The organism is bacterium, from assembly GCA_016716565.1.
Taxonomy (GTDB): Bacteria; Bacteroidota; Ignavibacteria; order Ignavibacteriales; family Ignavibacteriaceae; genus IGN2.
This window is the reverse complement of sequence record JADJWC010000002.1, coordinates 70829-94847: the sequence shown is the minus strand read 5'-3', so window position 1 is coordinate 94847 and position 24019 is coordinate 70829. Positions and strand designations below refer to the sequence as shown.

19 protein-coding genes are annotated in these 24019 nt (G+C 33.8%); 10 read left to right on the top strand and 9 right to left on the bottom strand.

All coding sequences use genetic code 11. The annotated features are described in order from the left end of the window. Positions 1–7 precede the first annotated feature (7 nt). The 8 genes from menH to IPM14_07065 form a co-directional block, all read right to left on the bottom strand. A complete protein-coding gene (gene menH, locus IPM14_07100) occupies positions 8–829 on the bottom strand; it encodes a 2-succinyl-6-hydroxy-2,4-cyclohexadiene-1-carboxylate synthase (protein ID MBK9097887.1) in 822 nt (273 codons plus the stop codon). Next, positions 829–2601 carry a 2-succinyl-5-enolpyruvyl-6-hydroxy-3-cyclohexene-1-carboxylic-acid synthase gene (gene menD / locus IPM14_07095; protein MBK9097886.1) on the bottom strand — a complete coding sequence of 591 codons (1773 nt, stop codon included), beginning with the start codon at positions 2599–2601 and terminating at the stop codon, positions 829–831. Before menD ends, menH begins: the two co-directional genes overlap by 1 nt. Further along, positions 2585–3991 carry an isochorismate synthase gene (locus IPM14_07090; GenBank protein MBK9097885.1) on the bottom strand — a complete coding sequence of 469 codons (1407 nt, stop codon included), beginning with the start codon at positions 3989–3991 and terminating at the stop codon, positions 2585–2587. Before IPM14_07090 ends, menD begins: the two co-directional genes overlap by 17 nt. Continuing rightward, positions 3991–4785 carry a ribosome small subunit-dependent GTPase A gene (rsgA, locus tag IPM14_07085; protein ID MBK9097884.1) on the bottom strand — a complete coding sequence of 265 codons (795 nt, stop codon included), beginning with the start codon at positions 4783–4785 and terminating at the stop codon, positions 3991–3993. Before rsgA ends, IPM14_07090 begins: the two co-directional genes overlap by 1 nt. Before the next feature lie 304 nt (positions 4786–5089). Further along, a complete protein-coding gene (locus tag IPM14_07080) occupies positions 5090–6424 on the bottom strand; it encodes a hypothetical protein (GenBank protein MBK9097883.1) in 1335 nt (444 codons plus the stop codon). 121 nt (positions 6425–6545) lie between these two features. Then, on the bottom strand, positions 6546–6839 hold the full coding sequence (locus tag IPM14_07075) for a hypothetical protein (GenBank protein ID MBK9097882.1): 294 nt from the start codon (positions 6837–6839) through the stop codon (positions 6546–6548). A 61-nt stretch (positions 6840–6900) separates the two neighbouring features. Beyond that, on the bottom strand, positions 6901–8181 hold the full coding sequence (locus tag IPM14_07070) for a hypothetical protein (protein MBK9097881.1): 1281 nt from the start codon (positions 8179–8181) through the stop codon (positions 6901–6903). Positions 8182–8356: 175 nt separating this feature from the next. Further along, the gene (locus IPM14_07065) at positions 8357–9127 is read right to left on the bottom strand and encodes a hypothetical protein (protein ID MBK9097880.1); all 771 of its coding nucleotides are present in this window, start codon (positions 9125–9127) and stop codon (positions 8357–8359) included. A 199-nt stretch (positions 9128–9326) separates the two neighbouring features. Between IPM14_07065 and IPM14_07060 the strand changes: the two genes are divergently transcribed. From IPM14_07060 to IPM14_07015, 10 genes are all read left to right on the top strand, one after another. Further along, positions 9327–11144, top strand: a complete 1818-nt coding sequence (locus IPM14_07060) for a tetratricopeptide repeat protein (protein ID MBK9097879.1) — start codon at positions 9327–9329, stop codon at positions 11142–11144. Next, positions 11141–11926 (top strand): DUF4292 domain-containing protein, encoded by a 786-nt coding sequence (locus IPM14_07055; GenBank protein ID MBK9097878.1) that lies wholly within the window; start codon positions 11141–11143, stop codon positions 11924–11926. Before IPM14_07060 ends, IPM14_07055 begins: the two co-directional genes overlap by 4 nt. Beyond that, positions 11920–13155 (top strand): peptidoglycan DD-metalloendopeptidase family protein, encoded by a 1236-nt coding sequence (locus tag IPM14_07050; GenBank protein MBK9097877.1) that lies wholly within the window; start codon positions 11920–11922, stop codon positions 13153–13155. Before IPM14_07055 ends, IPM14_07050 begins: the two co-directional genes overlap by 7 nt. Positions 13156–13310: 155 nt before the next feature. After that, positions 13311–14375: a hypothetical protein gene (locus IPM14_07045; GenBank protein MBK9097876.1), complete on the top strand. Its 1065-nt coding sequence runs from the start codon at positions 13311–13313 to the stop codon at positions 14373–14375. Between the two features lie 72 nt (positions 14376–14447). Then, positions 14448–15584, top strand: coding sequence for a glycosyltransferase (locus IPM14_07040; GenBank protein ID MBK9097875.1), 1137 nt, complete (start codon positions 14448–14450; stop codon positions 15582–15584). 62 nt (positions 15585–15646) lie between these two features. After that, positions 15647–16669: a glycosyltransferase family 4 protein gene (locus IPM14_07035; GenBank protein MBK9097874.1), complete on the top strand. Its 1023-nt coding sequence runs from the start codon at positions 15647–15649 to the stop codon at positions 16667–16669. Beyond that, positions 16669–17379, top strand: a complete 711-nt coding sequence (locus tag IPM14_07030) for a WecB/TagA/CpsF family glycosyltransferase (protein MBK9097873.1) — start codon at positions 16669–16671, stop codon at positions 17377–17379. Before IPM14_07035 ends, IPM14_07030 begins: the two co-directional genes overlap by 1 nt. Before the next feature lie 64 nt (positions 17380–17443). After that, a complete protein-coding gene (locus IPM14_07025) occupies positions 17444–22834 on the top strand; it encodes a T9SS type A sorting domain-containing protein (protein MBK9097872.1) in 5391 nt (1796 codons plus the stop codon). Between the two features lie 32 nt (positions 22835–22866). Next, the gene (locus IPM14_07020) at positions 22867–23040 is read left to right on the top strand and encodes a DUF3788 family protein (GenBank protein MBK9097871.1); all 174 of its coding nucleotides are present in this window, start codon (positions 22867–22869) and stop codon (positions 23038–23040) included. Continuing rightward, positions 23021–23287 (top strand): DUF3788 family protein, encoded by a 267-nt coding sequence (locus IPM14_07015; protein MBK9097870.1) that lies wholly within the window; start codon positions 23021–23023, stop codon positions 23285–23287. The genes IPM14_07020 and IPM14_07015 overlap by 20 nt, the downstream gene beginning before the upstream one ends. A gap of 13 nt (positions 23288–23300) precedes the next feature. Here the strand turns inward: IPM14_07015 and IPM14_07010 are convergent, their stop codons facing one another. Beyond that, the gene (locus IPM14_07010; protein MBK9097869.1) at positions 23301–23951 is read right to left on the bottom strand and encodes an HAD-IA family hydrolase; all 651 of its coding nucleotides are present in this window, start codon (positions 23949–23951) and stop codon (positions 23301–23303) included. Between the last annotated feature and the right edge of the window lie 68 nt (positions 23952–24019).

The following is a 24019-nucleotide window of genomic DNA, read 5'->3' as shown; positions in this document are numbered from 1 at the left end:
AGTTCAGTTAGAATCTGCTAAGAAATCCGTTAACAGATTCAATGAACTTTTTCGATTCCTCGAGATGAGTGTTGTGTCCGGCTGTAGAAATTATTTTATGCTTTGCAGATGGAAAGGATTTTTTAAGATTCTGATTAATTTTTGTGAATTTCTCGTCAAGTCCACCTGTAATTAAAAGAACAGGCATTTTAAGTTTGGATAGTTCTTGTCCGATGTAGGGCATTACACCGGTTCCAAACCCACGAAGTGAATTTGCTAGTCCTGTCTTTGAATTCTTAGCTCTTTCCTCTTTAATATTTTTAAGCCGATCATTCGAAAACCTTCTGAGTGTTCCGAACAATTCCTGATCCATCCACATTGTTAAAAAATCATCTATGCTGTTGCTTTCAATAAAAGCAGCCGTTTCTTCATCGCTTTTCATTCGAGTATTTCGTTCTTTTTCATTCCTCATTCCCGCAGAAGAACTTTCAAGAATCAGTCCTATAACTTTTTCAGGATTTACCACAGCAAATTGTAATGCAAGCCGTCCTCCCATAGAATATCCGCAAAGGATAACTTCCTTTAAATTCAAGTTATTTATTACTTGTTCAATTTGATGGATCATTGAATCAGTCTGGTAATAATTCAATGAAGTTGGAGAACTGCTTTTACCGTGACCAATTATATCAATAGCAGTTTTATTAAATCTTTTATCAATCTTCTGGGCAATCTCATGCCAGTCACCTGATGAGCCAGTGAAGCCATGCAGGAAAAGTATGGTCTTCTTTGACGGGTTAAACTCAGAAAGATGTTCGACATTAAGTTTTATATTTTCGTACTGTATGATCATTATAAATATTCTTTATTTAATTTTTTCTTTACTTCATTAAAATATTTTTGCCGCAGCTCTAATGATTTTTTTGCATCTGTTTTTATTTCAAGAACTACAGGATAGTTTTTTGTTAAACCATTCTTGATTGATGAATTCAACTTTTTCAGATTAGTAATTAATCTGTAATCAATAGCTAATGAATTTACAATCTTACCTAAATCCATATGATGTGGTGTAACAAAGTACTCATTGAATTTACTATTATTATTTGCAATTGGAAGCGATTCAAATATACCACCACCGTTATTATTTATCACAATTATTACAAGTTTGATGGAATATTTTTTAGCTGTGATCAGTGCAGATAGATCATAAATAAATGATAAATCTCCTGTAATCAGAATTGTTGGTTTTCTGTTCGACGCAAGTCCAAGTGCTGTTGAAGTTATTCCATCAATTCCGCTTGCACCTCTGTTAAAATGAATGCTAAATCTTATGGAATTTACACTCACAAAATTATCCAGGTCTCTTACCGGAAGACTGTTTCCAATAAAAATATTGGAGCTTGTTGGTAGTGAATTAATAATTTGTGGAATTATTGAAGGTTCATTCGGAAATTTTGCTTTGGCAATTATTCGCGATTTAATTTTTTCTGTAATCACTTCAGCCTGAACAAATGCTTTCAAATAGTCTGATTTTTGTCTTGAGAATTTTAAGTCTCTTAATTTTTCAATTAAGTTCTGACATAAATTTTCAGGATCGAGTTGAATTACTGCTTTTGCATTTCCAGTTGGGTCAAATCTATCGCCGTAGAAATTAACTAAATATCTTTCAGCATTAGTTTCAGAAAGAAATCCTTCAAGCACAGAAGAAGTCGGAGTTCTTCCGAATTGAAGAATTATATCCGGTTCAAAATGATTTCTGAAATTTTCTGACCTTAATATTGAATTAAAATTTGCGACAATGTTTCCATCATTTTTTTTGATTCCGAACCTGATTTGAGATAGTCCATCAGCAAGAAGGGGATAGCGTAGAATTCTTGAAAGCTTTTTAATTGCTTCCGATACTTTTCCGTTGTACTCCATTGGACCGGCAATAATTAGTCCTCTTTCGGTTCTGATTAATCCTTCAACAATTTTATTTATGATGCTTTGCTCATTCCGATGATTGGAAGTAATATTCTTTAAGGAATTTCGCTGCGGTTTTAATCGGATGATTTTATCACTAACCATGTCTGTATGTGTGTTAGGTTCAAGTGGTTTTCTGAAAGGAAAATTTAGATGTACCGGTCCTTTATCGCTGTTGAAACTAATTTGATATGCTTTTATGGCAATCTTCTGTAAGTGATTTAAACCTATTTCACTAATCGAAGGTAAACCAAGATCACGAAACCATCGGATGTGGTTTGAAAAAATGTTATGCTGATTAATAGTTTGATTTGCACCGGTGCCGATCAACTCGGGAGGACGATCAGCAGTGCAAATGATTAATGGAGTTCGCTGCTGATATGCTTCAACAATTGCAGGATACAATTCGGCAACTGCGGTGCCTGAAGTAGTGACAATTATAACCGGTTTACCGCTTACTTTCGCAAGACCGAGTGCAAAAAAAGCAGAGCTTCTTTCATCAATATGGATGAATGATTTTATCTTTCTGTTCCTGGACAAGGTATAAGTCAGCGGTGTGCTTCTTGAACCGGGAGAAATGCAAGCATACTTTACCCCAAGAGCTGCAAGCTGATCAATAAAAACTTTCGACCAGAGAATATTTCTATTAATTTTTATTTTCATTTTCAAACAGTGATAAAATAGTATTCAGCTTAAGATTAGTTTCTTGAAATTCTTCTTCGGGATCTGAATTCTTTAATAATCCTGCGCCTGCAAATGCAGTTACCTGGTTTCCTTTTACCAATGCTGAACGGATCGAAACCGCGAGTTCGCAATTGCCTTCAAAATCAAATACTCCAACCAATCCTGAGTACAAACCACGGTCATGCTTTTCAAGAGCTCTGATTAGTTTCATTGCTTCATCTTTTGGGACACCACAGACCGCAGGTGTCGGGAACAATGAGTCAATCAGTTCAAATATATTTTCTTTTGTGTTGAGTACTGCCAAAATCTTTGTGATCAGGTGCTGAATATTATCAAGCTTTCTTATTTGTTTCTCTTCGATTATTCGTACATCATTTGAATATTGAATAAGTATGTCAGAGATAAAATCACTTACGAACAAATGTTCTTTATGATTTTTTTCGCTTGACCTTAAAAATTTTTCCAGTTCTTTATCAGATTCTGATTTATCACCTCGTGGAGCAGAACCTGCAACAGATTCAACTTCTGCTATCTTGTCTGTAATCTTTAAAAACATTTCAGGTGATGAACCAAAAAAGATTGAGTCGTTCTTTTTTAGAAAGAATAAATAGCAATCAGGAAATCTTTCTTTCAATTTTTGAAGCAATATATACCATTTTATTTCGTGCTTTATCGTAAAGTTGAAGACTCGTGAAAGAACAATTTTTTTTAATTGATCATCTTTTAATTTCTCTAATGCGCTGGTTACAGAATTATTCCAATAATTAAGCTCTTCATCGCTTCCTCCTAATAAATCTGAAGTGGAGTCTTTTAATCTTTTTTCTTTTGTACCAATACCAAATATTGAATTCAAATAATCTTCTAATTTATTCAGGTACCCGCTTAAGTTTTCGTTAGTCTTTGTTAAAAAGTTGTAGCAGACGAATGCCTTTCCACTTCCGAAAGAAAAGATGATTTCGGGAACGTACAGTCTTAAAGAAATAAAATCTTTCCACAACGAATTATTTTTTGCAGGATCGAATTTTACTGAACAGAATATTATTGAATTGAAATGAGTTAATGCGTCATTCCGGCTTCTAATATTATTGTTTTTGAAATAAGAATAATTACTAATAGCGTCTCTGAATATTTTTGAGTTTCTGTCTGACAGTTCAACTGCCCAATTGATACCGATTAATGTTCTCTCATTATGCGGGGTCCCGAAAACAAAAATATCGTCAAAATTTTGGATTATTCTATCAACAATAGTCAACGGGTCAAAATTATCGAGCTCAAAAGCGAAACTAATCAGCTTAGTCTGATTATATAGTTTTAATGATTGGGTGAAGGAAGTAAACTCTTCCCGGATATTTTCAAAATCAATATTCATTAAAAATTAATATCATCCTCAATTGTGTCGAGAAGTCTGAGATAACTGTCATATCTCTCTTCTGAAATTAAATTCTGTTCAACCGCTTTTATTACAGAACATTCAGGCTCGTGATTGTGTGTGCACGTACTGAATTTACATTCATTTATAAAATTGCCGAACTCAATAAAATAATGTCCGAGATCAGATTTTTTAATTCCATAAGGATCAACTTCACGTATTCCGGGAGTATCAATAATGAAAGTATCTTTATCAACTTTTCTCATAACAGTTGTAACGGTTGTATGAGTTCCTTTTGAAGTGAATTGACTGACCTCACCAATTTTGAAATTCAAGTTCGGATACATTTTGTTCAGTAATGAAGATTTGCCAACTCCTGAATGTCCCCAGAATAAATTTTTTGCACCCTTCATTTCATTCTGAAGCTGTTGAATTCCAATACCGGTTTCTATGCTGGTCAAGATAAATTTATAACCAATATCTTCATACAGTTTCTTCCATTTACTTGCTGTTCCTTCTTCATCGAGGTCAATCTTATTAAGAACAATGACTACTTGTAATTTTGAACTTTCGGTCGAAACGAGAAATCTATCCAGCACCCGATTATTAAAATCAGGGAAGTGACTGCTGGTTACAATAACTACGTTGTCAATATTTGCTGCGATTACTTGTTCGAGTCTTTCACCTCTGTAGCTTGCTCCGCGAACTTTCGGCAGTTTCCTGGAAATATGATTTTTTCTACCATCAATTTTTTTAATTACTCCGCTGCCATCCCGGTTCAATTCAAATTCCACGACATCACCAACAGCGATAAAATCAGTAAAAAAGAGTTTATCCTTTTTGAGCTCATAATCTTTTTTGAATTTACCACGAAGAGAGCATAAAATTTCCTGTTCCTTTCCTTCAGGTATCAGGTAATAATGTTTGCTTTCTATTTTGGTTATTGTGCCTTTTATTTCTTGCCCATGCTTTTTAAAAGAGTGTACAAAAAATATGATGTTCAGATGTGCATATCAAATAAATCTTTATTGAAGGAATAGGGCATAAAAAAAAGGAAGGTGAAAACTCCTTCCCTTTTATTTGAGGGCTTAAGTTTGATTAGAATCTTGCTGATAGTGTTACTATAACATTTTCAACAGTAATATCCTGATAAGTTCTTGAAACGTTTGTGCCGTAGTTATCGCTAAAATCAGTCCACCAGCCACGGGAATATGCTGCTTCAATTCCAAAAACATCGTCGAATATAATACCTCCACCCAGGGTAATATATTTTTTATCGAAATCGGCTGGATCATTATTGTAAGGTGACTGCAAATACATTGCACCTGCTCGTCCGTAGATTGGCAAGTATGGTATTTTTATTTCGCCGCCAGCATAATAATTTATTGTTGTTCTGAAAAGCTCATCGATTTCATTCTGTCTCTCGATTCTGTAATTTGAATCAAATCCTTTTGTGAATTCCATCTGAGTATAATCAATAATTCTTACATCACCAGAAAAAGTGAAAATTGCAAAACTTGTCGATGCACCAACGGCATATTCAAAAGGTGTTTTTACTTCATACTCAATTGGATCATTAATCGGTGTTTCCATTGAATATTCGGAACCTGTTCCAAATGTACTCCGAGCATTAACGTAATATGTTTCTTTTACATTGATATAACTTGGGAATTTAACTGACGCACCAAATCTGAAAAAGTCTCTCCAATTGTAAAGTAGTCCCAGCTGAGCGTCCCAGCCGGAAAGATCCCAGTCGATTATATCATTGAAATAAAAGGATTGAAAATCTCTCGTCGTATTATCATCGGGTACAAGCTGGATGTCGGATGTGTAAATATTATTAATGTCATTTTCCCAATAATCTCTGCTACTTTTATAGCTTCCTGAAACTATATTGAAAGTTCCACCAAGGAAAAATCCTTTGGCAAATTCCATAGAACTTGCAAAGGACCATTTACCAATGTTGCCTTCTTTTTTGATTCTGCCTGATTGATTTAGAAATCCATTTATTAAAGTTGTGTCGTACAGATAATTATTAGTTAAAGGATCTCTCACTTCGTAGGCTAATTTTACTTCATTTGTTATTGGAACCTGATCGTTGTATACTCCAGTTAGTGTCTGTATCATAGAATTATTTGCTGAATTGAAACCAGCAAACTCAAGTGTGCTGTTAAAATCTTTTGTGTTATTATAACCAAGCGCAAAAACCCAGCTGCCTTTTACTGTTGGTATCGCATAAACTAATCCAAATTGATTGAATGAAACTGATGACTTATTTATTCCAGTTGATGAGTTTAAAAAAGTAGCCTGGTTGTTTAAGGAATTTAAATTCATTGCAACTGAGAGTTCGGACTTTTTAATAAGTCCCAGTCCTGCCGGATTAAAAAGCACCCCGGAAAAATCATTGCTCAAAGAAGTGAAACTATTACCCATTGAAAGAGGTCTTGCACCTAAATAAACACCCGGCTCACTTAATAATAGAGCATCAGTATAATTTTGTGAAAATAAAAATTGAGTACTTAGTGCGACAATTAAACAGGCAATAATTTTTTATTCATTGTGAACCTCTGTTCTTTTGTTCAGGAGTTCGTACTGGTGGTACTGTATTAGTAGTACCATCTCCTCTCTTACTTCCACCTTGTAAAGGATCTCTCTGTTGATAACTGTCTTTTGGCTTTTCCGGAGGCCTGTCTCTATGAGGATTAGTGACAGTTGTTGGCGGATAGTAAACCGGAGGACTCGGTGGAGGAGGTGGGTAGTCTATAATCGGTCCTGGTGGATAAGGCGGATCAACAGGGACATAATATATTATAACCTCATGATTATAGTGTCTTGGTACGTATAACAACCAGTCAGACTAAATACTACCAATCCGAAAAACGATAAAAAAATTACCCCTTTCATTTTATTTACCTCCTGTTTCTTGAACCCGAGTTGTTTGATCCTCTGTTTCCACTATTACCACTTGGTGGTGAATACGATCTTGGAGTATTGTTCCCACTTGGTGGTGAATATGATCTTGGAGTATTGTTCCCACTTGGCGGAGAATAACTTCTCGGCGGATTGTTATTCTGCTTCGGTGGTGTATACTGCTTTGGCGGAGTGTTACTCCTGTTCTCCTTCGAAGTGTTTGTTCTCGGAGTATATTCCTTTTTAGGAGTTTGGTTATTATTTCTGTTATTTACATTTGGCTGTTTGTTATTCGTCCCATTAGAATTTTTTCTATCGTAGCTCTTGTTATTTTGTCTTTCAAAAATCTTTTGAGTCTCATTTCCAATTCGATTATTCTTATTTATTTGTTCGGTTGTATTTCTTTTGTTACGATTAACTACTTCTTTTGTAAGATCATTTTGTTTTTCTCTACCAAGAGATTTCTTTGTTGTTAATTCTCTGTCAAGACCGAACTGCTTTTTGTCTCTATTGATTACTTCTTTTGTATTATCATTGTTTCTACCGATCTCATTGAGACCGACCACTTCTCTTGTAATGTCTCCCGATTTGGTTTCAATATCACGAGTTCGATCTAATCCAAGATTTCGATCAACAGTCAGGTCTCTTCCTTTGGTTATATCATCACGATCACGGCTGATAGAACCACTATTGCTGGATATAATCGGATCCCTTGTTGTCATTCCATAATTTCTTCCACCAGAATTGTTTCGAACACCGGATAAATATTCTGTCCTGGTTTTGTATCCATGATAAGAAGGATAACCACCGTATCCATAATATGGGTAATAATAATAAGGATCATAGTAGTAATAGTAACTCGGTGCATAGCAGTAATACGGGTATGGGTAATACCATCCATAGCCACACCAACCAGCATAATATGGCCAATAAGTATAATATGGATAATAACCCCAGTACCCCCATCCCCAGCTAAATCCAATTCCTATGCTGAAAGTTGGATAGTAGTCAACATAATAACTTCTATAAGGGAAAGGATAATCGTAGTAATAATTGTTGATGATTGTGGTTCCGTCGTCAGTTATTTCGGTATCTGATTCGGAATAATAATTTGAGTCTATCTCACTATCATCTTCTGAATAGTAGTTTGAAGATTCGGAGATGGCTTCTTCTTGTGGAAGGTCAGTAGTATCAGAAGTTGCAACTTGAGTATAGCATCCGGTGAAGGATGTAAAAGTCATAACTGCAATCAGACTTAATATGGTATTTATTGATTTCATTTTTTCCCTCGTTAATTATTCTACAATAATTTAAACAATTATTAAGCCTACTTAAAGAGTTAAAATGAGTTCGAAAAAATCAATTTTTTGAAGTTTGTGTGATGGATTTGTATTTATTATTAAACGGATGTGTATAACATATAATACACTGATCTGAGAGAAATTAGAAAACTATCTAAAAAATATTCTTAATGTATTCAATTTTAAAAGATCTGTCTGCAGCGTTTTTACTGTCTGGTTTATTGCTTAATAAATCTCTCAAATCAAAGCCTGCAGTAAATCCAGTTCCAATAGACCATCTCAATCCTGCATTCAGATACCCTTTGCCACTACCGAAATCAGTATTATTATCATTAAATGCAAAATCGTATTCAACTATAAGTGAAAAGCTGGAGCCAAGGGTCTTTTCTATTCCTGTTCGCAAATCCACGAAATTGTCACCATCATTTCCTTCAATAGAATAATTGACAGAACCGTGTAAGCTCAAGTAACCAAGAAAGTCAAAGTTTTTACTCACTGCACCAAAGAACCCGGGAGACTTAATTGCAAATCTGTCTATTTCATCATCATAGGTACCTTTACCTTGTGAATCAAAACCAATTGTAATTGCAGGAAAAAATGTTTCTTCGTTAATAATCCTGCCGCGGATGCTTACTCCCGGCCAATTATACCAATCAACTTTTCCTGAGCCAATCAGGTTTCCGCCTCCATAGGAAATTCCTATACTGACATTTTCAAAAACTCCTGCTTCTATGTATGCGATTAGTGCACCGTAAGGTAAAATTTCAGTAGTAACTCCCACGACTCCTCTTTCTAACACACCAGCAGTAGGCATATCTATGAGATACCTGTATTCATATTTAGCCTTATCACCTGCAGAACCCTGGCTTTGAATGGAATCAAGAGGAATAGATAACAGTATAAAAATTATTAAAAGTTTTTGCATAGTGCTTATTATTTTCTTTTAAAATTTACTCACTGAGAATAAGAATTAAAAATTTCTTACTGGTTTAGATTGAACCTTAGTTGACGAACTTACACTTAAGCATTTAAAAACTGACGAAGGTTCGGATTGTTAACCTGTGGCAATTCACTTGTTATTCAGCATTGTCAGTAATATATTTTTTGATAAAATAATTATGATTATGAAAAAATATCTTGGAATCTTATTAATTGGTCTGATTGTACTGATTGCAGCGGGATGCTCAGGTTCAGATGTCACAAAAACTAATTCGTCTTCAAATCAAGAAATTGCTGATCCTCAGATTCGAAAGCAAAAAGCTCTTGAACATGTTGTAAACGGATCAATTGCTGAATCAAAAGGGGATTATTCACTTGCTATTAATGAGTTTAATAAAGCGCTGGACTACGATACCAGCGCAGGAATTTGCTATTCTCTAGCAAAAAATTATTATGCTGTAAACAAACTCGGTAGTGCTTTAAAATTTTCAAAACTTTCCGTAAAACTTGATACAACAAACACAGACTATAAATTACTACTTGCTGATGTATTTATCGAAGCCAGGGAAAACGATTCCGCCGCAGTTGTTTTAGAAAAAATCTTGGCTCTAGATTCAACAGATGTTGGTACATATTATAAGCTTGCCAGAATTTATGAAAATACCAGACCTTTGGAGGCAATAAAAATTTATAACAGACTAACTAACATTATCGGTCCAGACTGGAATGTCTTACTGCGTGTTGCCGAACTTTATGAAAAACTTGGATATAAAGAGCAAGCAGCTGAATCAGTTGAAGGCTTATTGGAAATTGATCCGAGTAATGTAGCCCTTCAAAAACTTGCTATAGATTTTTATGTGAGAAACGGATATAATGAAAAAGCACTAAGCATGGCGGATGATATAATTGAAGCTATGCCTGATGATATTGAGGCGAGAGAGAAAAGAGCTCAAATATTTATAATACAAAACGACTGGGAAAAAGCCTCAAAAGAATTTAAATATATAATAGAAAAACCGGATGTTTCCCTCGAAGCAAAAATTTCGATTGGTGCTACCTATTTTGCCAAATCATTTACTGATTCGACAGCGTTACCAGTTGCTAAAGAATTTTTCGAAAGTATCGATAAGGATACATCCTACTGGCAGGTTAAACTTTATTTAGGTGCTATTGCTCTGAACGAAGGCAATGACTCTCTTGCTATAGAAAATTTTAAGTATGTTACTGAAAATGCCAGCTGGCATGTTGAATCTTGGGTAAGATTAGGTGGACTTTACTTCGATAACAGACGCTATGAAGATGCTGAAACAATTATGAGAGAAGCAATTGATTTATTCCCAAATGAATTTGCTGTTAACCTTATTCTCGGACTTTCACTCGCGCAGCAGAATAAAACTCTCGAATCAAAAGACTTTTTGAAAAAAGCCGTTGAACTGAATCCTTCAGACATCAATTCACTTTCTGCTTATGGATTTACTTTAAGCCAGTTGAATGAAACAGATGAAGCAATTGAGTATTTGAATCGTGCACTTAGAATCGATCCGAATAATGTAAATGTAATTGGTCAGTTGGGACTTCTTTATAACAATCTCGAAATGATGGCTGAAAGCGACAGCTTATATGAATTTGCATTACAGATAGATCCACAAAACGCATTGATAAATAATAATTATGCTTATTCATTGTCTGAAAGAGATCTGCAGCTTGACCGCGCATTACAGATGATTGAAATAGCTATGGCAGCAGATTCTTCAAATTCATCATATCTCGATACATATGGATGGATCTGGTTTAAATTAGGTGATTATAACAAAGCTTATTACTATATTCAAAAAGCTATCAGCATAGATGGTGAAGGTAATGCTGAACTTCTTGAACATCTGGGTGATGTACTTTTTATGCTTGGCAAAAAGGAAGATGCGTTGGTGTATTGGAAGAAAGCTCTTGAGCTTGATTCTTCCAATGAATCATTAAAGAATAAAGTATCAACAGGTGCAATTTGAAATTATTTAAGCTAATAATTCTTCCGTTAGTAATTGTTATTCTTACTTTAGAAGGATGTGTCCCATCAAAACCAATCGAAGACGAGGAGCTTTTATCTTCAGAAAGGTTGATTAACAAACTGGAAGCTAACAGAAGAAAAATAAAAAACTTTGAAGGTGTCGGGGTTTTTGAAATTGATTCAGAACAATATAGTAACAGTGCAAGTTTTCAGGTGATAATGCAAAAACCGGATTCTGTTTATTTTTCTGTTCTCGGTCCTTTTGGAATGGAGCTAGCTCAAGCTTTGGTTACCAAGGAAAACTATATTTTTTATGATGCATTACAAAATACTGCTTACAGGGGCAGGGTGGATGATGATGTGCTGCAGAATATATTCAAGGTAGATTTATCATTTTCGGATTTAGTCGATGCGTTTCTTGGATCGGTTAACTTGACGCAAAATCTATATAAACAACCAAGCAACTATTCTGTAGATGGGCAGGAATATGTTCTGACTTATACTGATGAGAAAAATCAATTGACCTCAGTTTACAGAGTTGATATTCTTGAATTGGGAATCACTAATTATAAATTATATTCTCTTGATAAAAGTATTAATCTTGAAGGTAACTATTCGAAGTTTGAGTTGATTGAAAATGTTGCTGTACCATTCAATATTGAAGTCAATAACAAAGTTGAAAATCAGAAAGTTAAGATCCGGTATAAAAATATTTTTGCTAATGCCAAAGGATTAAAAGTTAAATTTGATATCCCGCCTGATGCTCAAATAATAGAATGGTAAAATTACTTACATATTTATTTGTTGCGTTCCTCTTCTTAATTAAATCTTTTCCACAGACGGGTGATATCCAGCAAAAAGAATCAGAACTCACTTCGATTAAATCTGAAATAAACGATCTAGAAAAAGAATTAGCAGCAAAATCAGCATCTCAGAAAAAAACTTTTGAGGCAGTTGAAAATCTGAGCAAACAAAATTATCTGTTAAATAAAGTGCTGGCAGATTTACGTTATGAAATAAATAAGAAAGATTCTGAAATTAAATCAGTGGAGAAGAAAATTGCGCAAACAGAAAATGACATAAAAGTTCTTCAGGATAATTATGCTCGTTATGTAAATGCTATCTACAAAAAAGGGCAGTACAATGAACTTGAAAGTCTACTCGATGCTGAATCAGTTCAGCAGGCATTGATGCGTACTTATTATCTGCAGGTCTTTGCAAAGCAACGTGAAAAAGATCTGGAAAAACTTGTGTCTAAAAAGGATGAACTTGCTGAAGCTAAAACAGTACTCAAACTTGAAAAAGCCAATAAGATTAAGCTGGTATCTGAAAGAGATTCTGAAAAGAAACTTCTTAATAAAAAACTGAGTGAAAAAAAATCAACTCTTAAATCGATTGAGAAAAACAACAAAGAGTTAAAAAAAATAATCGTCGCAAAAAAAGAATCTCAGAAGAAAATTGAACAACTTATCACAAATTTGATGGAGCAGGCTACAAAGGAAAATGAGCAGAAGTATGCTTCTGTTACCGAAAGTGGAAGTGAATCTGAGAAAATTAAAGACGAAAATATAGCTTTCGATTATGATTTGACGACAAGTTCATTTGCATCGATCGCTGATTTAAAAGGTAAAATGATCTGGCCTTTGCATAAAGGTAAAATCATCCGAAAGTTTGGAGAGAACAAGCATAAATCATTAAACACAGTAACACTTAATTACGGTGTAGATATAAAAGCAAATAAAGATAAGAATGTCCGAAGCGTAGGAGAAGGAGTAGTTGCAGCAATTGACTGGCTTCCCGGTTACGGTAATGTGATTATTGTATCACACAAGCAAAATTATCGGACGGTTTATGGTCACGTTTCAGAAATATTTGTTTCTGAGGGTGATAAAGTAAAATCCGGCTCAGTGATCGCAATCGTTGATGAAGGTATAGACGGATTCGTTTTGCATTTTGAACTATGGAAGGGGAGGGATAAGCAGAACCCTGAAAGCTGGCTTGGGAGGAATTAAGGTTTAGAATCAAAATAATTTAGATTGGGGCATATCTGAAATACATTAAATCTATTCATTTAAATGATTTATTAAATAAATCAAAAAGTGAATTCACTATAATTCTAATTCTTTCAACCGCTCTTCTTTTTATTTTTTCCATCTGTACCGATGAATTGAATTCTTCAAATCCAATTTTTAATTCACCGTGGGATCATCATCATTACATTTACATGGCAGAAAACAGTCCTTGGAACTATCACATTGCACCATATTGTCATAGATTATTAGTCCCTTTAATGGTAAGTATTTTTCCTTTCTCAACTGAAAATAATTTTTTTGGTCTCACTTTTTTTCCATTATTAATAACTTCAATACTTACATATTACTTACTCAAATCACTAAGCTTTTCAACAATAGAATCATTATCAGGAATCCTTCTGTTCTATTCCATGAGTTGGGTAGTAAAATTTTTGATTTGGGACTTTTGGCTGGTTGATTCAATGCTGTTTATGTTCATAATGATTTGCCTGATTCTATTAGTAAAAAATAAAGATATAATGTTTGCTGTAATTTTAGCCTTTGCCGTAATGATAAAAGAAAGTGCTTTATTTCTAATACCTGTTTATTATTCTTTTAATTCAACACGATTGGTAGACTACAAGTCAATTCTTAAGACAATTATGGTATGTGCTCCATCAGTTTTAGTATTCTTATTGATCAGGTATACTATTCCTACTTTAAACAGTTATGTTTCATATACTGAGTTATTACCAGATAATCTGACTGTAGTTGATCCATATGACATAATTTCAGTTTTCAGTTTTGAAAATTTTTCAAATTTTGATCTTAAGAAACTATATACTCTGACCTTAGGATCATTTGGAGTTACTGGAATATTAAGTATAATCGGTGGCAGGGCAAATCTAAACTATCTAAAAAAATTCTACCCGCTGTTGATACTGGCATATTCTCAATTATTCTTTGCAGTCAATATTCAGCGGTTAATTGTAATTAGTTTTCCATTGATGATCATTTTGAGTGTTAATACATTAAAAATTTTTAGAGAAAGAAATATTGAACTGTCACTTATTTTATTTCTGATATCAGTAAATATTATTATTTCATTGATCTGGGATGACGTCTACTGGATATTAAAATTGCAGACGGTATACAATCTTATGGCATTTATATTTGTCTTCTTATTCAATAAATATAGAAGAAATTTAATGGCGGGATAAAATATAATTACAACTCTAATATTTAATTTAATTGAATTTTAGCTGATAAATTTTGAGTGCGTAAGTTAATAGATGATAAAAGTATGTCACATAGTTAATTTGATTACAGGTAAATCCGATGGTGTATATACGCACTTGAAAATGATATTTCAAAATTACGATAAAAATAGATTTAAACACTATTTAATATTTCAAGGGGGAAGTATTATTGAAAAAGAAGTTAAGTCATTAGGAGTTGAAGTCGTCGTATTGGATTTGCTGAAGAAAAAGTTTTCGATTGGTTCATTTATTCACATTTATAAAATTTTGAAGAAGTTCAAAATCGATATAGTTCATGCACATCTGATTAAACCTTACATACTAGGTGGGTTGGTAAATATTTTAGCAAGGAAGAAATTAGTTTTCAATTACCACGGGTTATTTATAAAGGATAACCCGTATTACAATATCGCAGAGAAAACAGTTTATTATCTTTCTCATTATCTAATTTATCTATTTAGTAAAGCGGACGCTGTACTTGTACCTTCAAACAGAAGCAGAGAATTATTAATTAGTGAATCTAAAATGTTTCCTCAACCGTTTGTTTACTATAATGGCTATAATCACAAAAAGAAATTTAGAAGTACAGATTTGGAATTAATAAAACAATTAGCTAATATAAAATCCGCATATCGAATTATAGCACGTGTGAGCAGGCTTGAAATTGAAAAAAGAATTGATGATGCTATTAAGATTTTTAGTAAAGTTTCAGCAAATCGAAGCAACTTAATTCTTCTAATTTTGGGGAATGGACCTCTGAAAACTCAGTTGATGGATCTTTGCAATAATCTTAAAGTTGATTCAAGAGTAATTTTCTTCGATTATGTCCCAGAAGTAACTCAGTACTTTAATTATTTTGATATTTTATTATTTACTTCACAAAGAGAAGGAATGCCTTTAACAATGTGGGAAGCTATGGCAAACTCAGTTCCCGTTGTAGCCCCGGATGTAGGTGGTTTTAAAGAAATACTCGAAGAAAATAACTGTGGACTTATTTACGAACCAGGAAATCTAACGGATGCTGAAGATAAGCTCACTAAACTTTTAGATGAGGAGCCGTACCGAAAAAGATTAGGTGAGAATGGTCGAATTGCCATTGAATCTAAATACAACGAGGACAAATTTATTCAGCAGATTGAAAAAGTGTATTCAGATCTGGTTAATTCTTGAAGAGGATTCTGCATATTACCCCGGATTTCAATTATAGCTGCGGTAGAAGTAAACTTGCTTATATGTATTTAAAATATTTCAGTAATAAAAATGATTATCAGGTCCATTTCATTACAAACGGTGGCGATTCACTAGAAAGATTAAAAGAGATTAATTCTCTACATTTTAAGATTTTAAAATTCTCGACCGGGATAAGTAATATTTTTCAGCTTGCAAATTTCTATAAAGAGATTAAAAAATATTTAATTGCAAATAAAATCGATCTGGTACATTCTCACCACAGATTTCCGGAATTTATTTTAAGTACTTTTGCCAACAAGCTGAGTATTAAAACCGTTTTTTCACCGCATGGATTTGTTTACGGTTATAAACGCTTTAGCTTTAAATCGGATTTAATAATTTCGGTGAGTTACTCTGCAACAAAAAATCTTATTGATGATTACGGTGTTGAAGTGGATAAGATTAGGACGATTTACAACCCAGTTAATAAAGAGCAGTATGATAATGAATCAGGTACCAATAATCTTAAATCAAAGTATTCACTTCCAAATGACTACAAAGTTATTCTATTTATGGGTAGGATTACCCTTGAAAAAGGTTATGACACCCTTTTGAAAGCATTTATAAAAGTTAATGAAAAATTCAGGAAATCGTTTTTAATTTTAAGCGGCTCTGACCAAACAAAAAATCTAATTTATAAATTAACTTCTGACGTTAATAATATTCAATTTCTTCAACCAGGTAATAATAGTGAAGAGTTGTTTTCAATTGCGGATATTGTAGTGCTTCCATCGAGATCAGATACTTTTCCTTTCGTAATGATAGAAGCAGGTTCTTTCAAAAAGCCTTTCATCGGCGGCAACACCGGTGGCATTGCTGAATTTATTGAAGATGGAAAAGATGGACTACTTATTGATCCAGAGAATCACGAACAACTTGCTGAAAGAATCATCTATCTATTAAATAACCCGGAAACCGGAAAAATTATGGGATTAAATCTACACGAAAAAGTTAAGCGACTTTGTAATTATAATAGTTATTTTTGCAAAGTAGAAAAAATTTATAATTCTCTAATCACTTCATAATGATATTCAAAAAACTTTTAACCTCTCCTGAAGCCGTTACCGAAAAAGTATTCGAGTCAATTAAACAAGAACGAGCTCTTTTGCTTACATATTTCAATCAGCATTGTTTTAATGTTTATTGTGAGGATGAGGCTTACAGAAATTTAATCGATCAAAAGTTCAATGCTTATCAGGCTGATCATGGGGTCTATTTCGCCGCAAAATTTCTAAATCATTCGGATCCAAAACGTATCGAATCTACTGCAATAAATAGCCTTATCCTGAATGAATTGATAAATGTAAATAGTCCTATCGTAATAATCGGTGGAAGTTTTGAAGAAAATTTTTTACTCAAAGAAGCGGAAAGGCGCAGCATTAATCTGGCATTTTATAAAAACGGTTTCTTTGTTGAATCAGAGATCAACGATATTGTCGCAAATCTCAAATTGACTGATGCTCAGGTAATATTTGTAGGCATGGGAGTTCCAAAGCAGGAGTTATTTGCTGAAAAATTATCTAGAGCATTGCAAAATAAAGTTATTATATGTGTCGGAATTTTCTTCGAATATTACTTTGGAACGACCAGGAGAGCGCCTGTTCTAATTCAGAAATTTGGATTGGAATGGTTATTCAGATTGCTCTATGAACCGAAAAGGCTTTGGAGGAGATACTTGATCGGGATTCCTGAATTTATTTTTAGAGTGATAAAAATTAAGTTTAGTACAAAGTAAATTTTAAAAAAATTATTACACTCTCAATAGTAAATAATTATTTGCTTAACACTCGAAGTTTTTAATGAAAATTTTATATATCATTCAAGCATTACTCTTATTCCCAGTAGTTATCTTTAGTCAGACTGATGAACCAGTCGTGTTGGCAAGAGAAAATGGAATAGATATTGAAATAACTTTCAAATCAGAACCATTTTTGCAAAAGCTTGATAGAGATAAACGAGTAATTGAATATATAAATTCTCTCGATGAATCACAGCCGGGAACTCCTGTATTACCAACAAAAACTTACTTTGTCGCAATACCGCCATTAAGTAAAATTAAAATCCATTCCAGCTCCCAGAAGTATAATTATATAAAAGATATTGGGATTTCTTTTAATCCGGAAATATTTCTTTCACAAGATTCAATCCTTTCATATCGGAAGACAACTGCTGATCTTGAAAATTTTAGTTTTGATGAATATCCAACTCAAGAAATTGAAACAGTAGGTTATACATGGATCAGGAATTACTATTGTGCAGCAATCAGAATAAATACTCATCGATTTAACTGGAAGAAAAAAGAAATCAGGGAAATAGTTTCATCAAGGATTCATATTGATTTTACTGATATTCAGAGTTATCCTCAGAACACTGGTTCTCCCGGTCAATTCGATGAAATTTTAAAAGATGTTATTTTAAATTATGAAACAGCCTCACAATTCAAAGCTGATAATACAACTTATTATCCGGCGGATACTTCAGGTAATTGGATCGATTATTCAAAAGAATATGTCAAGCTTCAAATCGCTGATGATGGAATATATCGAATTGATCATGATCAGATCATCAATTATGGCATCAATCCTCACAACATCAATCCAAAAACTTTTAAGGTTTTTGCAAAAGGCAAAGAAATTCCGTTGTTTGTTCTTGGTCAAAATGATCTTTCATTCGATCCGGGAGATTACATCGAGTTTTGGGCTGAAAGGAACTATGGCTCATCAGACTATAAAGAAATTGTAAACACTGGTGAAGATTATCTTAATTATTTTGATAGATATTCTGACACTTCTATTGTCTGGTTAAGCTGGAATGGAAATGAGGGAGAAAGAATTTTTGAACAAAATCTTTCTAATCCAGGAATAACAGATACTTTGCAGCATCACAAAGCATTTTATCATATCGAAGAGGATGTTAGACTTTGGTACTATGATGCCGTTTCACCCAGAGTTCAGTTACCAAACTGGCAGGAGAATAAAGTCTGGACCTGGCATTTTCTCGGTAACGGCGGAAGTGTAGATATTAATTTCAACTCAACGAATTTTGTTCAGGATTCTCCGGTTAAAATAACCGCAAGAATGATAAGTAATGCAACTGATGGACTATTCACAAATAATCATCGATTTGGTTTAAGCTTAAATTCAGGTTTACCGGAAGATACAATAGTCTTCAGTTTCAAGGAGACAGTAAACTTTTCTGCAGAGTATATTTCTAATCAGCTTATTTCGGGAAATAATTTTGTTAGAATTTTTGGAATGCAAAACGATTCACTCAGATGGCATCAGGGATTAGTAGATTGGGTTGACATAGAATATGACAGATATAATACTGCTGAAAATGATTCTCTGCTGATTAGGGTTCCGGAAAATAATATAACATCAGCAAAAGTTATAAAGGTTTCCAATATCACACAGGATTCTTCAGATATAATAATCTATAAGATCGGACCTAATTACAAAAAAATTAATTCGTTTAATGTTTCAAATTCTGTTTTAACTTTTTCTGATACTGTTTCTGCAAATGATCGGTATATGATAATTCAGCAGGCTTTAGTTAAGACACCTGCATTTGTCACTAAAAAATTCTTTATAAACCTTCGTGATCAGAACCGGGGTGCTGATTACATCGCAATTTCCAATAGGATATTGCAATCTTCATCTGAAGAATACCTTAATTTTATTGATAATAATTATGATACAAGAAATGAGTTAATCTATATTGATGATATTTATGATGAATTTTCATTTGGATTTAATAAGCCCGAAGCAATTAAAGATTTTTTATTATATGCAAATCTAAATTGGATTTTTCCTTCGCCATCTTACTTATTGCTGATTGGTGATGCTAATTATGATTACAAAAATAAGATTACACCTCCGCCTGTCGAGAGAAGAAAAAATCTTGTACCTTCATATGGTAATCCCGTTAGCGATGTTTGGTTCACAATGTGGGATACTTCAAATGTCAACCTTCCTCAAATGTTTGTTGGAAGACTTCCTGTGACGTCAAACGAGGATTTAAACCTATATCTTAATAAACATCAAGTTTATATTAATAGAGTATATGATGATTTTAATAAGAGATATCTTTTTTTCAGTGGTGGTGATCCCGGCAATCCGGGCCAGCTTGAATTATTAAAAACAGCGAATTCAAATGTTCTTAATAACTTAATTAAACCAGCTCCGATCGGAGGAGAAGGGGTTCACTTCTATAAAACAATTGATCCACCTTCAAATTTTGGCCCTTATACTCGTGAGCAGATTGACAATGCAATTGACAGTAGCGGATTATTTATTTCTTATATCGGACACAGCGGAACTGAAACCTGGGATAATGGAATTACAGATGTAGCAGATTTAAAAAGTTCATTTAATGATCGACTTAGCTTAATTACAGATTTTGGTTGTTCAACCGGCAAATTTGCTGAACCTGACGTTGATGCATTTGGTGAATTGTTTGTCTCTGGTTCAGTTGATGGTCAGTCAATTGCCTATCTTGGGAATGCAAGCTGGGGTTACGTTTCCACATCAGTTAATTATCCGCAACTATTTTATACAAACTTACTTTCGGATTCACTTCCGGTAATTTCCCGTATACATTACTTGGCAAAGATGCAGCTTTTAAATCAGTTTGGTACCGGAGATGTTAACAGAGTGTTTAATTATTCTAATATACTTTTTGGCGATCCTATAATTGAATTCCGTTTGCCACAAAAACCAAATATTACTATTACGGAACAATCGTTCAGATCAGAAAACAATTTTCCTTTAGATACTGATGATTCGGTAAAAGTTAACGTAGGATTATTTAATTATGGGAAGGTTCAGGGGGATTCAGTTCTAATAACCATCGTTGATAATCATCTCGGTGTACAGAAATATTTTCTTGAATACTACATTCCTTTACCGCTTTACAAAAAGGATATTTTGCTCAGTATACCAATATCAGGACTTGTTGGTGAACATAATCTTCAAGTCACACTTGACAAAGATAATAAATTTGATGAGATATATGAGAATGACAACTCCGCTTCTTTTAATTTTGTTGTTTATTCGTCATCAGTCAGAACTATTGAAGCAGAAAGATTTTACAATTCATCAAGAGCTAAAGTAAAATTATTAAATCCGGTATTTTTGCCGGAAGGAAATATTACTTCAATGCAGATAAATATTTCTGACAATCCAGATTTCATAAATCCGCTTCAGGATGAAATATTATTAGATACCCTGTCAACACATTATCAACTTTTATCCACTCAACCAAATAAACGATACTGGTTACAAGCGAGAATAAATTCTTTCCAATCCAATTGGTCGGAACCATTCTCATTTTTTAATACGAATGTAAACTACGATTGGTATTTTGGTAATTCGTTTAATCCTGAAGATGTTGAGTTCAATAATATCTCCTTTGACTCAACAAATAATGGCTGGCAATTAAAAAATTATACTAATATTCTCGAAATCACATCTGCCGGATTTAATGACGGCGGTTTTGGTTCAATTAAGTTGAATGACTTGGAATTACTGCCAAATTCATATTACTGGGGAATAGCAACTGCTGTAATAGATTCAATAACACTTAACCCAACAGATTTCAGATATTTTGTTTATCACGAACCTATGATAGCTGACTCATTACTGATAGCTTACATTGATTCTCTTCCTGTAAACACACTTCTTGCTATGACGCTTGCTACTGATGGAGCACAATCTGTACTTGGCTGGTCATCCGGAACTCCTGTTCGTCAGGCCATTGAATCTCTTGGAAGCCTGTATATAGATAGTGTTTTTTACAGGGATTCCTGGTGCATGATTGGTAAAAAGGGTGCATCTCAGGGAACGGTTCTGGAATCATTCAGTAAAAGTTCTGCAGGATTTGCAATGATCGATACAAATGTTTTTGTCTCGTTTACAACCGGATGGATTCAATTACCGCAAATAAAAAATGCGCATCAATGGTTGAGTGTTACTAAAATAGATTCGCTGCCCTCGGGTTCTGAAATAAATTATATTCCGATCGGAATAAAAAGCGATAATACAACAGATACGCTTAATGCATTGACTTTTTCCGGAAACACCGCGGATATAAAAAGCATTAATGCGAACACGTACCCTTCAATTAAAATTTTAACCAGGATAATTGCTAATGATGATTATGAAACCCCTGCATTTAAAGAATTAGGTATTGATTTTATTCCCGTTCCCGACCTCGCCACCAACTACCAGGTTGTTTCTGCGACTGATGATAGTGTTTTGATTGGAGAGAACATCGGTCTTACGTTTTATGTTTACAATGTTGGCGAGAGCAAAGCAGACAGTTTTAGTGTAAAAGTTGAAGTTATTAATGAAGATAATACACGACAGACTATACTCACACAAAAAGTTGATTCATTAAGTCCGGGCTCACAAAATCGTTTTGATATTGTTCACAATACTTCCTCAGGCAGCGGTGCAAAAACATTTTTAATTAATATTGATTCAGAAAATCAAATAAGGGAACTTTTTGAGGATAACAATTTCTTCAGTGTACCATTTTATGTAAAACCTGATACATCTCAACCAACTCTGAACCTGACAATTGATGGAAATGATATACTCGATGGTGAATATATTTCCGCTGAACCGGTAATACATATTGAGCTAAATGACCAATCACTGCTGCCAATAACAGAGCCGAGTTCTGTTATGGTTTATCTGAATGATGAATTAATTCCACCGGACACATCTGTTATCACTTACACCTTCTCTGAGACTAATCCGAAAGTGTCGGTTGATTTTACGCCGGTTTTGGTAGATGGTGAATATAATCTGAAGGTGTTATGGAGAGATTATGAGGGAAATATCGTTGATTCAAGTGGAGTGGAAAAGTTCTTCCTCGTATCTAATGAAGCAAAGATTCTGAATGTTTATAACTATCCCAATCCAACAACTGGTGAAACTCACTTTACATTTAAGTTGACTCAGATTCCTGAAGAGATAAGAATAAAAATATTTACGATTGCAGGAAGATTGGTAAAAGAAATAAAGCTAACTGGTAATGATTTGAAATATGACTTTAACAAAATTTATTGGGATGGCAGAGATGAAGACAATGATTTATTGGGTAATGGTGTTTATCTCTACAAAGTGATAATGAATGCTGGGGACAAAACTGAAGAAGTAACTCAAAAACTGGCGGTTGTAAAATAGAATTTTTAAAGTTATAAAAATGGGGAAACTAGATGGAAGCACCTGTTCTGACTGACAAGAATCAATTCCCGAGTGAAGAAATTATTTTTTCGCATCTCGGTCAATCAAAAAAAATCTGGAGATCTATCTTTGAATTAATCCAGACAGAATTTCCTTCCATTTCAAAAAGCTGGAAATATTACAACGATGGGAAGCTGGCTGCTTAAATTATCTTCAAAATCCAAAACGATCTGCTGGGTTTCTGTAATAAAAGAAGCGTTCAGAATGACTTTTTATTTCACCAGTAAAGCAGATGGAGTAATAGTTAAATCTGATCTACCAATCGAACTTAAAAAACATTTTCAAAAAGAAAAACGAACGAAGAAGCTAATCGGACTGACTGTGATTATTAAAACGAAAAAGGATCTGGATTCAGCTAGGCAATTAATTGAATTAAAATTCATGATGAAATAGTTTTCCGGATTGTTTAGTCAATGATTTTCTGAAGAAATGTTCCCAACTCATTAACAGTGCAGAAATAATAATCACTCTGCATTGTTTTAACTTCCTCGTGTCCATAACTGTCCCACAGTACCGATGCGATTTTGATCCCTGCTTCGCGTGATGCAAATACATCGCTTACAGAATCGCCAATCATTAAAACTCTTTCTGGCTTCAGCCCAAAGTAATTTAGAAACTTCAGAATTCCTTCGGGAGAAGGCTTGTGGTTTTCAACATCATCACCAGTAACAATCAGATCAAAATAATGATCAACCCCCAGTTTTTCCAGAGTTATTAGTGAAGCAGTTCGTCCTTTGCCGGTGAATATTCCAACCGGGTAGCCAAGGCTTTTCAAATGATGAAGAATTTCTTTGATGCCATCATAAAGTCCGGCAATTCCATGATGATCGATATAATATTTGTAATAATCTCTTCTTGCTTCTTCATATTTATCACCGCACAATTGTCTGATTATTACATCTTCAGTAGGACCGAACATCGCGATTATTTCTTCATCAGAAAAGATCTTACCTAAATATTTTTTAGCGATGAAGTTGAATGAGTCAAATATTAACTGATTGGTGGAAGTCAAAGTTCCATCAATATCAAAAATATATCCGTCGAAAAGTTTTGTCATAAAATATTAATAAAATTTTCTATGTGTATCTTAGTGACCTGAGTGTCTTAGTGGTAAAAGACTATTCC

Excerpts from the sequence above, each read along its gene's own strand:
- IPM14_07080 (MBK9097883.1), bottom strand. The coding sequence starts at position 6,424 with ATGGGTAATAGTTTCACTTCTTTGAGCAATGATTTTTCCGGGGTGCTT.
- IPM14_07040 (MBK9097875.1), top strand. The coding sequence starts at position 14,448 with ATGATAAAAGTATGTCACATAGTTAATTTGATTACAGGTAAATCCGAT.
- IPM14_07050 (MBK9097877.1), top strand. The coding sequence starts at position 11,920 with ATGGTAAAATTACTTACATATTTATTTGTTGCGTTCCTCTTCTTAATT.
- menD (MBK9097886.1), bottom strand. The coding sequence starts at position 2,601 with ATGAAAATAAAAATTAATAGAAATATTCTCTGGTCGAAAGTTTTTATT.
- IPM14_07065 (MBK9097880.1), bottom strand. The coding sequence starts at position 9,127 with ATGCAAAAACTTTTAATAATTTTTATACTGTTATCTATTCCTCTTGAT.
- IPM14_07060 (MBK9097879.1), top strand. The coding sequence starts at position 9,327 with ATGAAAAAATATCTTGGAATCTTATTAATTGGTCTGATTGTACTGATT.
- menH (MBK9097887.1), bottom strand. The coding sequence starts at position 829 with ATGATCATACAGTACGAAAATATAAAACTTAATGTCGAACATCTTTCT.
- IPM14_07070 (MBK9097881.1), bottom strand. The coding sequence starts at position 8,181 with ATGAAATCAATAAATACCATATTAAGTCTGATTGCAGTTATGACTTTT.
- IPM14_07020 (MBK9097871.1), top strand. The coding sequence starts at position 22,867 with ATGGAAGCACCTGTTCTGACTGACAAGAATCAATTCCCGAGTGAAGAA.
- IPM14_07035 (MBK9097874.1), top strand. The coding sequence starts at position 15,647 with ATGTATTTAAAATATTTCAGTAATAAAAATGATTATCAGGTCCATTTC.
- IPM14_07025 (MBK9097872.1), top strand. The coding sequence starts at position 17,444 with ATGAAAATTTTATATATCATTCAAGCATTACTCTTATTCCCAGTAGTT.
- IPM14_07030 (MBK9097873.1), top strand. The coding sequence starts at position 16,669 with ATGATATTCAAAAAACTTTTAACCTCTCCTGAAGCCGTTACCGAAAAA.
- IPM14_07015 (MBK9097870.1), top strand. The coding sequence starts at position 23,021 with ATGGGAAGCTGGCTGCTTAAATTATCTTCAAAATCCAAAACGATCTGC.
- IPM14_07010 (MBK9097869.1), bottom strand. The coding sequence starts at position 23,951 with ATGACAAAACTTTTCGACGGATATATTTTTGATATTGATGGAACTTTG.
- IPM14_07090 (MBK9097885.1), bottom strand. The coding sequence starts at position 3,991 with ATGAATATTGATTTTGAAAATATCCGGGAAGAGTTTACTTCCTTCACC.